The organism is Mesorhizobium sp. M4B.F.Ca.ET.214.01.1.1 (assembly GCF_004791545.1).
Classification (GTDB): Bacteria; Pseudomonadota; Alphaproteobacteria; order Rhizobiales; family Rhizobiaceae; genus Mesorhizobium; species Mesorhizobium abyssinicae.
The window spans coordinates 13846-25758 of the sequence record NZ_SRUX01000013.1; the positions used below are offsets into that span (position 1 = coordinate 13846).

Annotated in this window: 14 protein-coding genes; 7 read left to right on the forward strand and 7 right to left on the reverse strand. The window is 64.7% G+C overall.

Translation table 11 applies throughout. From position 1 onward, the window contains the following. Positions 1-7: 7 nt before the first annotated feature. Genes hmgA through EN857_RS23865 form a run of 5 tightly spaced genes read left to right on the forward strand, consistent with a single transcriptional unit; the run spans position 8 to position 4112 of the window. On the forward strand, positions 8-1321 hold the full coding sequence (gene hmgA, locus EN857_RS23845) for a homogentisate 1,2-dioxygenase (protein ID WP_128346369.1): 1314 nt from the start codon (positions 8-10) through the stop codon (positions 1319-1321). Continuing rightward, a complete protein-coding gene (locus tag EN857_RS23850) occupies positions 1318-2271 on the forward strand; it encodes an MBL fold metallo-hydrolase (protein WP_245493366.1) in 954 nt (317 codons plus the stop codon). Before hmgA ends, EN857_RS23850 begins: the two co-directional genes overlap by 4 nt. Beyond that, complete coding sequence (locus EN857_RS23855) at positions 2268-3281, forward strand: fumarylacetoacetate hydrolase family protein (RefSeq protein ID WP_127393630.1); 1014 nt, start codon at positions 2268-2270, stop codon at positions 3279-3281. Before EN857_RS23850 ends, EN857_RS23855 begins: the two co-directional genes overlap by 4 nt. A gap of 4 nt (positions 3282-3285) precedes the next feature. Then, positions 3286-3579 carry a hypothetical protein gene (locus EN857_RS23860; RefSeq protein ID WP_127393629.1) on the forward strand — a complete coding sequence of 98 codons (294 nt, stop codon included), beginning with the start codon at positions 3286-3288 and terminating at the stop codon, positions 3577-3579. After that, positions 3576-4112 (forward strand): DinB family protein, encoded by a 537-nt coding sequence (locus EN857_RS23865; RefSeq protein ID WP_127393628.1) that lies wholly within the window; start codon positions 3576-3578, stop codon positions 4110-4112. Before EN857_RS23860 ends, EN857_RS23865 begins: the two co-directional genes overlap by 4 nt. Positions 4113-4132: 20 nt before the next feature. Here EN857_RS23865 and hppD read toward each other — a convergent pair whose 3' ends face one another. Then, positions 4133-5248 carry a 4-hydroxyphenylpyruvate dioxygenase gene (hppD, locus tag EN857_RS23870; protein ID WP_128346370.1) on the reverse strand — a complete coding sequence of 372 codons (1116 nt, stop codon included), beginning with the start codon at positions 5246-5248 and terminating at the stop codon, positions 4133-4135. A 137-nt stretch (positions 5249-5385) separates the two neighbouring features. On the opposite strand from hppD, the gene EN857_RS23875 reads away from it, so the two are divergent. Further along, positions 5386-5853: an Lrp/AsnC family transcriptional regulator gene (locus EN857_RS23875; RefSeq protein ID WP_127284603.1), complete on the forward strand. Its 468-nt coding sequence runs from the start codon at positions 5386-5388 to the stop codon at positions 5851-5853. Here the strand turns inward: EN857_RS23875 and EN857_RS23880 are convergent. The 4 genes from EN857_RS23880 to aztA all read right to left on the reverse strand — a co-directional run bounded on the left by EN857_RS23880 (position 5850) and on the right by aztA (position 9014). Beyond that, positions 5850-6188, reverse strand: a complete 339-nt coding sequence (locus EN857_RS23880) for a TIGR01244 family sulfur transferase (protein WP_127393203.1) — start codon at positions 6186-6188, stop codon at positions 5850-5852. The genes EN857_RS23875 and EN857_RS23880 overlap by 4 nt on opposite strands. Positions 6189-6357: 169 nt before the next feature. Next, a complete protein-coding gene (gene aztC, locus EN857_RS23885) occupies positions 6358-7287 on the reverse strand; it encodes a zinc ABC transporter substrate-binding protein AztC (protein WP_127311491.1) in 930 nt (309 codons plus the stop codon). Between the two features lie 24 nt (positions 7288-7311). Then, the gene (gene aztB / locus EN857_RS23890) at positions 7312-8187 is read right to left on the reverse strand and encodes a zinc ABC transporter permease AztB (RefSeq protein WP_127311492.1); all 876 of its coding nucleotides are present in this window, start codon (positions 8185-8187) and stop codon (positions 7312-7314) included. Further along, a complete protein-coding gene (gene aztA / locus EN857_RS23895) occupies positions 8187-9014 on the reverse strand; it encodes a zinc ABC transporter ATP-binding protein AztA (protein ID WP_127393202.1) in 828 nt (275 codons plus the stop codon). Before aztA ends, aztB begins: the two co-directional genes overlap by 1 nt. Positions 9015-9247: 233 nt before the next feature. On the opposite strand from aztA, the gene EN857_RS23900 reads away from it, so the two are divergent. Continuing rightward, positions 9248-9592, forward strand: coding sequence for a RidA family protein (locus EN857_RS23900; protein ID WP_127393201.1), 345 nt, complete (start codon positions 9248-9250; stop codon positions 9590-9592). A gap of 121 nt (positions 9593-9713) precedes the next feature. Here EN857_RS23900 and hutC read toward each other — a convergent pair whose 3' ends face one another. Then, a complete protein-coding gene (gene hutC, locus EN857_RS23905; protein ID WP_127393200.1) occupies positions 9714-10460 on the reverse strand; it encodes a histidine utilization repressor in 747 nt (248 codons plus the stop codon). Between the two features lie 24 nt (positions 10461-10484). Further along, entirely contained in the window at positions 10485-11840 is a 1356-nt protein-coding gene (locus EN857_RS23910; protein WP_127393199.1) for a formimidoylglutamate deiminase, read from the reverse strand. Positions 11841-11913 lie beyond the last annotated feature (73 nt).

Here is an 11913-nt window from a genome sequence, read left to right on the forward strand (position 1 = left end):
GGATCGGATGGGCTTTTCCTACATGCCGGGCTTCGGCAACGACTTCGAGACCGAGACGCTGCCGGGTTCGCTGCCGCAGGGGCGCAACTCGCCGCAGCGGCCGGCCTACGGGCTCTATGCCGAGCAGCTTTCGGGCTCGCCCTTCACCGCGCCGCGCGGCACCAACGAGCGCTCCTGGCTCTACCGGATCCGGCCGAGCGTCCGCCACACCGGGCGCTTCAAGTCCACCCTCTATCCGCTCTGGAAGACCGCACCCAATCTCGGCGACCACGAACTGGCGCTCGGCCAGTATCGCTGGAACCCGGTGCCGATGCCGAAGGAGCCGACCGACTTCATCGAGGGCATGCGCACCATCACCACCGCCGGCGACGTGCTCGGGCAGTCCGGCATGGCGGCGCATATCTATGTCGCCAACCGCTCGATGACCGACGACCACTTCTTCAACGCCGACGCCGAGATGCTTGTCGTGCCGCAGGTCGGCGCCTTGCGCTTCGTCACCGAGATGGGGGTCATCGAGCTCAGACCCGGCGAGATCGCCGTGCTGCCGCGCGGCCTCGTCTTCAAGGTCGAGCTCGCCGATGCCGAGGTGCGCGGCTATGTCTGCGAGAACTACGGCGCCAAGCTGACCATGCCCGATCGCGGGCCGATCGGCGCCAATTGCCTCGCCAATCCGCGCGACTTCAAGACGCCCTGCGCCTGGTTCGAGGACAGGGAGACACCGTGCCGGCTGATCGTCAAATGGTGCGGCTCCTTCCATGTCACCGAGATCGGCCATTCGCCGCTCGACGTCGTCGCCTGGCACGGCAACTACGCGCCCTACAAATATGATCTGGCGACGTTTTCGCCCGTCGGCGCCATCCTGTTCGACCATCCGGATCCGTCGATCTTCACCGTGCTGACGGCGCCGAGCGGCGAGGAAGGCACCGCCAACATCGACTTCGTCATCTTCCCGCCGCGCTGGCTGGTGGCCGAGGATACGTTCCGTCCGCCCTGGTACCATCGCAACATCATGAGCGAGTTCATGGGTCTGATCCACGGCCAGTACGACGCCAAGGAGGAAGGCTTCGTCCCCGGCGGCATCAGCCTGCACAATCTGATGCTGGCCCACGGGCCTGACGCGACTGGCTTCGAAAAGGCCTCGCGCACGGAGCTGAAACCGGTCAAGCTCGACAACACCATGGCCTTTATGTTCGAGACCCGATTCCCGCAGATGCTGACCCGCTACGCCGCCGAGGTCGAAACCAGGCAGGACAACTACATCGACTGCTGGGCCGGGCTGAAGAAACGCTTCAACGGCACGCCCGAGGGCGACTGGTCTTGAGTCTGGACCGCCTCGTTCTGCTCGGGTCCAAGGGCGGCCCGGCGATCCGGCCGGGTGGGCCGTGGCCAAGTTCCTCGCTGCTCGAGATCGGCGGCCGCGCTATCGTCGTCGATTGCGGGCTGGGCGTCACCCGCGCGCTGACCGATGCCGGGCTCGGCCTGAAGACGCTTGACCTGGTCTTCATCACCCATCTCCATTCCGACCATCTGCTGGAGCTCGGACCGCTGATCCACACCGCCTGGACGGCGGGCCTCGCCACGCCGGTGACCATCTTCGGTCCGCCCGGCACCGGCCACTACTGGCAGCGCTTCTGCCAGGCGATGGATTTCGACATCGAAATCCGCATCGTCGACGAAGGCCGGCCGGATATCAGGGATCTGGTCTCGGTCGAGGAGTTCGGCGAGGGACTGGTTGTGGAGGAGGGCGGGCTGAAGGTGACGGCGTTGCGCGTCGACCATCCGCCGGTGACCGACTGCTTTGCGCTGCGCGTCGAGCATGGCGGCAGGAGCATCGTGTTCTCCGCCGACACGGCCTTCTTCCCGCCGCTGGCCGACTTCGCCAAAGGCGCCGATATCCTCGTCCACGAAGCGATGCTGGAAGAGGGGATCGAGCGCCTGGTGGCGAAGACCGGCAATGGCGCGCGGCTGCGCGAACATTTGCTCGCCAGCCACAGTTTCGCCGAGGAGGCAGGGCGCATCGCCAGCGATGCCGGGGTCGGGCGGCTGGTGTTGAACCACCTCATCCCGGCCGACGATGCCGCGATCGGCGAGGCCGACTGGATCGCCGCCGTCAGGAAAACTTGGGCCGGCGACTTGACGATCGCCCGCGACGGCCTTGTTGTGGGGTTAGAGCATGACCCCGAAAAGTGGGACCCGGTTTTCGGAAAAGATCAGGCGACAGACAAAGACCAAAGCGGCGAACAAGCCGCGCAAGGAGAGGAAACCGCATGAAGCTTGCAACATTGAAGAACGGGACCCGCGATGGAAAGCTGGTCGTCGTCTCGCGCGATTTGACGCGGTTCTCCGACGCCTCCTTCCTGGTGCCGACGCTGCAAGCCGCGCTCGACGACTGGCGGCGGATTTGGCCGCATCTGGCGACAATAGCGGAATCGCTGGAGAACAATGCCGTGCCCTCGGCGCGCTTCCACGAGCATGACGCCCACTCGCCACTGCCGCGCGCCTATCAGTGGGCTGACGGCTCGGCCTATGTGAACCATGTCGAACTGGTGCGCAAAGCGCGCGGCGCAGAAATGCCGGCAAGCTTCTGGACCGATCCGCTGATCTACCAGGGCGGCTCGGACAGCTTCATTCCGCCGCGCGATCCGATCCGCATGGCCGACGAGGCCTTCGGCATCGACATGGAGGCGGAGGTCGCCGTCATCATTGACGACGTGCCGATGGGCGCCGGCCCCGACCACGCGCGGGACGCGATCCGGCTGGTCATGCTGGTCAACGACGTGACACTGCGCGCCATCACCGGCCCCGAGCTTGCCAAGGGTTTTGGCTTCTTCCAGTCGAAACCGTCCTCGGCCTTCTCGCCGGTTGCGGTCACGCCGGATGAGTTGGGCGACGCCTGGGACGGCGGCAAGGTCAGCCTGCCGCTGCTCGCCGATCTCAACGGCAAGCCGTTCGGCCGTGCGAACGCAGGGGTCGACATGACCTTCGATTTCCCGGCGCTGATCGTGCATGCCGCGAAAACGCGGCCGCTCGCCGCCGGCAGCATCGTCGGTTCGGGCACCGTCTCCAACAAGCTGGACGGCGGGCCGGGCAAGCCTGTCTCGGCCGGCGGCGCCGGCTATTCCTGCATCGCCGAACTGCGCATGATCGAAACCATCGAGAGCGGCGAGCCCAAGACGCCGTTCCTGCATTTCGGCGACACGGTGCGCATCGAGATGAAGGACAAGGCCGGCCATTCGATCTTCGGCGCCATCGAGCAGAAGGTCGAGAAATACGCGGGGTGAGGGGATGCCAGGCGAAGCGGTCTATTTGCTGTTTGGCGTGTGGGCGCTGGCCATTCTGGCGGTCTTCATCCAGGCGATCCGCCTGAGCTACCGCATCGAGGCGCGCTCGCCTGATCTCACCAACCGCACCGGTGTGCCGCGCAACGCGATGATGTTCCACACCATCACCAATCTCAGCGTCGCGCGGGATGAAGAAACGCAAGGCCTGCGGCGGAAAATGATCCGGCTGCTGCTGATCGTTGTCGGCGGCTTCGTCGTTCTGGCGGTCGGCATCGGCCTTGTCGACAGGACCCCATGACGCTGCTTGATCATCTGCGCCGCATGGCGCGCAACAATCACTGGTCGAACGACCGCCTGTACCGCGCCGTGCTGTCCCTTGAGCCTGGGGAATTTGAGGCCGCGCGCACCAGCTTCTTTCCGTCAATCAAGGACACGCTGAACCACATCCTCGCTGTCGACCATCTCTATCTCGATTTTCTGACGGAGGGTGGTGTCGGGGCTGCCGCCTATGATGATTTCGTGCCGTTCGATAATGTCGCCGATTTGGTAGTGGCGCAGATCACCTTCGACCGCAAACTTATCGCCTTCTGTGATGCCCTGTCCGAGGCCGATCTCGACCGTCGTGTCATCACCGATAGACGCGAGGACGGCATGATCCCTGAAAAGATCGCCGACATCCTCGCCCATGTTTTCCTGCACGACATCCATCACCGCGGCCAGGTGCACGCCATGCTCGCCGGCACTTCCGCTCCGCCGCCGCAACTGGATGAGTTTCTGCTCGACTATGATCTGAAGCTCAGGAAGGACGAGGTCGAGCGGCTCGGTCTTTGAACCGCTCGCCCTCATGGGCCTTACGCCGCCTTGCCGTCCAGCTTGATCACGCCGCGCTTGATCTGGTCCTGCTCGATCGACTCGAACAGCGCGCGGAAATTGCCTTCGCCAAAACCTTCGTCGCCCTTGCGCTGGATGAACTCGAAGAAGATCGGGCCGATCACTGTTTTCGAGAAAATCTGCAGCAGGATCTTGGTCATGCCGCCGTCGACGACGCCTTCGCCGTCGATCAGGATGCCGTGCTTCTTCATCCGCTCGACCGGCTCGTCGTGATCGTGCACGCGCTCGTGCGACATCTCGTAATAGGTGTCGGGCGGGCCGGGCATGAACTTCAGGCCGTTGGCAGCAAGCCTGTCGGTGGCCTCGTAGATCGCGTCGGTGCCCACCGCGATGTGCTGGATGCCCTCGCCATTGTACTTCTTCAGATATTCGGCGATCTGGCTGGTCTCGTCCTTGGACTCGTTCAGCGGAATGCGGATCTTGCCGCAGGGCGAGGTGATCGCACGGCTGACCAGACCGGTGATCTTGCCGTCGATGTCGAAGAAGTGGATCTGCTTGAAGCCGAACAGGTCGCGATAGAAGTCCCACCACTTGTCCATGTTGCCGCGATAGACATTGTGGGTGAGATGGTCGAGGAAGTAGAAGCCGACGCCCTCGGGCTTCGGATCGCGCTCGCCCAGCCATGCGAACTCGGCGTCATAGGCCGAGCCTTTCTCGCCATAGGCCTCGATGAAATAGAGCAGGGAGCCGCCAATGCCGACGATGGCCGGCACGTCGAGCGCCTTGTCGGTGCCCTCATAGGGCGTCGCACCCTTCGACACGGCATGCTCGAAGGCGTGTTTCGCGTCGACCACGCGCCACGCCATAGAGGCTGCGCAGGGTCCGTGCTTATCGACGAACTTCATCGCATGCGAGCCGGGCTCTGCATTGACGACGTAGTTGATGTCGCCCTGCCGCCAGACCGTGATGTCCTTGGTGCGGTGCTTGGCCACCGCGACATAACCCATGCGGGTGAAGAGTTCGGCGAGCTTTTCCGGCTCGGGATGCGCGAACTCGACGAATTCGAAACCGTCTGTGCCGGCGGGGTTCGCCTTGCTGATCCTGGCGGGCGGGGCGTCGTGCGGGAAGGGGCCCATGGCGGTTCTCCGAAGCTGTTGCGGCCGTTCCTGGCCATCTTTGCGCATGATAGCGCCTCAGGGCCGCACGGTGCTTGCATTCGAACGCCTGAAATGCTCATGTCATGCGTGGAATGTGCATGAATGGAGGAAAATCCGTGGATGATGCGCGGCTTGACCAATTTGATCGCAAGTTACTGGCGCTTCTGCAAGGCGACGCGCGGCTCACCAACAACGACCTTTCGGAGCGGGTGAACCTGTCGGCGTCGCAATGCTCGCGCCGCCGCCAGCGGCTGGAAGAGGACGGCTACATCAAGGGCTACCGCGCCGTGCTCGACCGCGATCGGCTGGGCTTTTCGCTGGTCAATGTCATCTCGGTGACCTTGGCCACCCACAATCGCGACAATGCCCGCCGCTTCGGCGAGTTGGTGGCGCGGCTGCCCGAAGTGCAGGAGGCGCACGCGCTGACCGGCGAGATGGACTACATATTGAAGGTGGTGACGCCCGACCTCAAATCATTGTCGGAGTTCGTCAACGGCGTGCTCCTGCCGCATGAATCCGTCCAGCACGTGAAGACGGCTATCGTGCTGGAGACGCTGAAGGAGACCGGCGCGCTGCCGATTTAGCCCCTCGACTGTTGAATCAGCCCATAGAGATTGGTGCAGCGCGCGCCGGAGCGGCAGTAGGCGAACACCGGGCCTTCGAGCGCGTCGAGCGCCGCGGCCTGGTCCTGGACATTCTCGAAGGTGATCTGGCCGCTGATGACCGGGATGAAGCGGAAGGCGAGGCCCGCCGCCTCGGCCGCCGCCTGGACGCTTTCGGCCGAGGGCTGGCCGGGCTGCTCGTCGTCCGGCCGGTTGCAGATCACGCTCTTGAAGCCGGCCTCCTTGATGGCGGTGATATCGCTGGGCTGGATCTGGCCCGAGACGGAATAGTCGTCGCTGATCTCTCGGTATTCCATGGTCGTCCTCGCAATCTGCTTCGGCGGCAGTCTTGCCATCCCCTGACGCGGCCGGCAACTGCTCCCGCCGATCGCGTATCGTCGCACGCCGTCGGCGTCGTCTTTGCAGATAGACATTCGCGGCGGAAAATCCAGCCGGATCGTCGCGATCCGGCTGGATGAGCCGACTTCAGCTGCCGAGGATCGCGCCTTTGATCTGGGCGATGTTGTTGTGCATCATGTCGATATAGGTCGAGGCCGGGCCGTCGGGCTGCGACAGCGCATCCGAATAGAGCGTGCCGCCGACCTTGATGCCGGTCTCGCTGGCGATCTGCTCGATCAGCCGCGGATTGGTGATGTTCTCGATGAACATCGCCGCCGCCTTGTCCTGCTTGACCTGGTTGACCAGCTTGGCGACATCGGCGGCCGACGGCTCGGAGTCCGTCGAAATGCCCTGCGGCGCCAGGAAGGTCAGGCCGTATTCGTGCTCGAAATAGCCGAACGCGTCGTGCGAGGTGATGACGACGCGCTTCTCCTCGGGGATCGACTGGATCGCGGCCTTCACTTCGCCTTCCAGTGCATCGAGCTTCTTGGTGTAAGCCGCGGCATTGGTCTGGTAGCCGACGCAGCCCTCGCTGTCGGCGGCGCAGAAGGCCTCGGCGATGTTCTTCACATAGATCCTGGCGTTGGCGATCGACTGGAAGGCGTGCGGGTCGGTAACGGTCTTGCCGGCGCCTTCGGCAGCATCCGCGTCAGCAAATTCCGGCTTGAAGTCGATCGGGGTGACGTCCTTGGTCAAGGTCACGATCGCGGCCTTGGTGGCGCTGGCGTCGACCAGGCGCTGCAAAAAGCCTTCGAAATGCAGGCCGTTGACCAGCACCACGTCCGCGTCGGCCATTGCGACAGCGTCGGCCGGGCTCGGTTCGTAGACATGCGCGTCGCCATCCGGCCCAACGATGGTGGTGATGCTGACCCGGTCACCGCCGACATTCTTGGCGAAATCTGCAATCACCGTGAAGCTCGCAACCACCTTGAGCGGCGCGGCGAGGGCCGACGATGTTCCGAGAGCGGTTAATGTTATAACGCTCAGGGTCAGCGCGGCACGGAAGGATTTCAGCATTGGGCGGGTCTCCTTGCTTGGGGATCAGGCGGTGCGGTGGCGGTGGTGGACGATGCGGGCGCGCAACGCGCCGCGCGAGCCGAACACGATCGAGAAGAAGTAGACGACACCGGCCGACAGGATGATGGCCGGGCCGGACGGCAGCGAGGCGTGGTAGGACAAGAGCAGCCCGGCGATGCAGGAGGCAAAGCCGATCAGCACCGCCAGCACGCACATCGGCTCGACCCGCACCGTCCAGAAGCGGGCAGCGGCGGCCGGCAGCATCATCAGCCCGACCGACAAAAGCGTGCCCAGCGCCTGGAACCCGCCAACGAGGTTGAGCACGACGAGGCCGAGGAAGATGAAATGCACCGGGCTGCCCATGCGGCTCACCGAGCGCAGGAACAGCGGGTCGAGGCATTCTGCGACCAGCGCCCGCCAGAAGATGGTAAGGCTGACTAAAGTTACCAGCACGATGCCGCCGATCAGCGTCAGCGCCTCGTTGTTGAGCGCAAGCACGGTGCCGAACAGCACATGCATGAGATCGACGCTGGAGCCCCGAATTGACACCATCAGCACACCGACGGCGAGCGAGATCAGATAGAAGGCCGCCATCGAGGCGTCCTCGCGCTGGATGGTGAAGCGCGAGACCGCGCCCGCGCCGAGCGCGACGATGATGCCGGCGATCAGCCCGCCAATGGTCATCGGCAGGATTTCCAGGCCGTAGAGCAGGAAGCCGGCGGCGGCACCTGGCAGGATGGCATGCGCCATGGCGTCGCCCGACAGGCTCATGCGCCGTAGCATCAGGAAGACGCCGACCGGACAGGCGCCGAGCGACAGCAGCAGCGAGCCGAACAGCGCCCGCTGCATGAAGGCGAAATCGGCGAAAGGCGCGATGAACAGGTTGTAGAGGAAATCCATCAGGCGGCCCTCGGTCCGGAGCCGTGCTGGTGGTCGTGATCATGCGCATGGCCGTGGGCATGGTCGTGATGATCGTGCCCATGATGGTCATGGTCGTCCGGCTCGCACCAGGGCGCGTTCTCTTCCCAGGCCTCGTGGAAGCGCCGTGCCTTGAGAAGGTTTTCCGGCCGCAGTGTCTCTTTTGTCTCGCCCCAGGCAACAGGCTGGCGGGCAAGCAGCAAGGTCTCGGGGAAATTCTGTCGCACGAGATCGAGATCGTGGACGACGACCATGATCGTGCGCTCCTCGCCATGCCAGCGCTTGATGAGCTGGATCAGGTCGCCGACGGTCTTGGCGTCGACGGCGTTGAACGGCTCGTCGAGCAGGATGAGGTCGGCATCCTGCAACAGCACGCGAGCAAACAGCGTGCGCTGCAACTGGCCGCCCGACAGCGTGTCGATCGGGCGCTTCTCGAAGCCGCCGAGGCCGACCGCCATCAGCGCCTGGCTGACGGATTCGCGGTCCTCCTTAGTGTAGCGGCCGAGCAGGCCGCGCTTTGGCCACAGGCCGAGCGAAACCAGGTCGACCACCCGGGCCGGGAAGGAGCGGTCGAGCTCCGACTGCTGCGGCAGATAGGCGGTGCGCACGCCGGACGCGCGGGTGACCGCGCCTTCCATCGGCTTCAGCACGCCGACAATGCCCTTCATCAGCGTCGACTTGCCCGAGCCGTTGGCGCCGACCACGGCCGTCAGCGATCCCTTGCGGATCGTGCCGTTGAGATGGTGGATCGCCGGGTGGCTGCCATAGCCGAGCGTCAGGTCGCGGAAGGTCAGGCAGGCATTGGTCATCGGCGGTCCGTAAGGGCGGCGGCCCGTCGTGCGGGCGGCTCAAGTCGATATGTGATGTTATTACATTAGTCAACAAGATGGCCCGACGCAATTTGGTCACGGCCGGTCAACTCGCCGTGTACGCAGCGGGCAGGGGTCACACAATTGGCTCAATTGGTTTCGTCCCTGCCGGCCTTGCCCGAAACCGGCGCGGACTCTAAAGAGGCGCGACCGACAATAGGAAGGAACGCCCCATGAGCATTCGTCGCATCGATGTTGGCCCGCGCATGAGCCAGATCGTCATCCACGGCAACATCGTCTACCTGGCAGGCCAGGTCGGCGAGCCCGGCGGCAATGTCGCCTCGCAGACCCGCGACATCCTGAAGACCATCGACGAATTGCTGGCCAAGGCCGGAACCGACAAGACCAAGATCCTGCAGACCATCATCTGGCTGGCCGACATGAGCACCTTCGCCGAGATGAACGCGGAATGGGACAAGTGGGTGCCGCAGGGCCACACGCCCGCCCGCGCCACCGGCGAGGCCAAGCTGGCCGGCCCGGAATATCTGGTCGAGATTATTATTACGGCGGCGATCTAGCGCCTGCCTTCTACCTCCCCCTTGTGGGGAGGTCGGACCGAAGGTCCGGGTGGGGGCTGCGCCGACCCCCGACCCGCTGCTGCGCAGCGACCCTCCCCGCATGGGGGAGGGTAGAGAGGCACTACCCCTGCGACGGCGTGAACCTTGCCACCAGCGTGTGGCTCTCAGCCGGATAGATAAAGCGCACATGCGTCACCGGGTGCTCCGCGCTCCAGGTGCGGCGCTCGACCACCAGGCAGGGCGCGCCGGTTTCGATGTCGAGCGCGTCGGCGACATGGTCGGCCGCGGCCGTGGCGCGGATGCGGTGCTCGGCTTGGCTCCACGGCACGCGGCCGATCAGCCAGGGGCCGGGCGCTATGCCCAGGAATTCCTCCTCGCCGGCTTCCGCGACGGCGGCGAGATTGATCAGCCGCTGCTCGTGCGCGAAGGGCCGCTGGCCGGCGAAATGCAGGCATTCCAGCGAAAGCACCAAGCCTGGGGCGGAAAGCCCGAGCAGCGCCCGGTCGTCGGCGCTGCTGCGCCGCTTCAGCCGCGCCAGCCTTTCGTAGCGGTAGGGCAGGCCGAGCGCCTCGACCTCGATCCGGATGTCGTGCAGTTCCAGCACCGCCGCCTGCGACTGCGGCTGGCGGACAAAACTGCCGGACCGGCGACGGCGTTCGATCAGCCCGGCCTTCGCCAGCTGCGACAGCGCCTTGTTCACCGTCATGCGCGAGCAATTGTACTCGGTCGTCAGCTCGTGCTCGAACGGGATCCTGTGACCGGGCGCCCAGGCGCCGGACAGGATCTTCTCGCTGATGTCGGACAGGATGCGCTGGTGCAGCGAGACAGCCTCGCCTCCTTCCGCCTCCATTGTCTCGATCATGCTCATGTCGCGGTTCGGCTGTTGAACGAGCTAGGCTGCCGACAGCGCGGTCATGACGGCACGGAACCGCTCGGCGATCGCCTCGCGCCCGATATGCCTGCCGCCGCTGACTTGCTTCTTGCCGTGCACCCAGACGCAATCGACGCTGGTGCCGTTGGCGAAGATCCAGGCATCGAGGATGGCGTCGCCCGTCTTGCCGGCGAGCGAAGGATGGTTTTGGTCGAGCGAGACAAAATCGGCCGAGGCACCGACAGCGATCCGCGCCGGGCCGGTGCCAAGCGCTGTGCTGCCGCCATCGAGCGTGGCATCGAACAAGGCGCGGCCGGTCGAGCCGCCCGCCACTGCCAGCACGTTGCGGGCGCGGTGCGCCAGGCGCTGCGAATATTCAAGTTGCCTGAGCTCGTCCGGCAGACCGATGAGCACATTGGAGTCTGAGCCGACGCCGAAGCGTCCGCCATGTTCGACGAACAGCGGCGCGGCGAAGGTGCCGTCGCCGAGATTGGCCTCGGTGATCGGACAGAGGCCGGCGATGGCGCCGCTCTCGCCCATGCGGACCGTCTCTGTCTCGGTCATGTGCGTGGCGTGAATCAGGCACCAGCGCCGGTCCACCTCGGCATGGCCAAGCAGGAATTCGACCGGCCGCGCACCCGACCAGGCGATGCAGTCTTCCACTTCCTTTGTTTGCTCTGCGATATGAATGTGGATCGGGCCGTCCGGCGCCATTGCGGTCACCGCATTGAGTTCGTCCAGCGTCGCGGCGCGCAGGCTGTGTGGGGCGACGCCGACAACGGCCTGATCGAGCGAGCGAACGCTCTCGCGGCTTTTCTCAAGCAAGCGTCCGAACCGCTCGACATCGTTGATGAATCGCCGCTGGCCCTCATTGGGCGCCGCGCCGCCGAAAGAGGAATGAGCATAGAACACGGGCAACAGCGTCAGCGCGATGCCGGTTGCGCCGGCCGCTGCGGCAATCCGCTCCGCCATCTCGGCGATGTTGCCATAGGGTTTTCCGTCGCGATCGTGGTGGAGATAGTGAAACTCGCCGACTCGCGAAAAGCCGGCCTCCAGCATCTCTATATAGAGCTGCGCCGCCACCGCCTCGACTTGGTCCGGCGTCATCGACAGCGCGAACCGGTACATCACCTCGCGCCAGCTCCAGAAACTGTCGGCCGAGGGGCCGCGCAGTTCGGCGAGCCCCGCCATGCCGCGCTGGAAGGCGTGGCTGTGCAGATTGGGCATGCCGGGGACAAGGACGGCATGGCGCTCGTCGCCGGGCAGCAATGAGGCGCCCGGTTCGACCGCCGCGACGCGGCCGCCCGCCAGCCTGATCCTGACATTGTTGTTCCAGCCGTCCGGCAGAAGTGCCTGTTCCGCGAAGATCGCCGTCACGATTTTCTCCGAATCCCGCTTTCCGATGACAATAGGACTTGCAGTGCGTCTCAATATGTATATACATAATTGC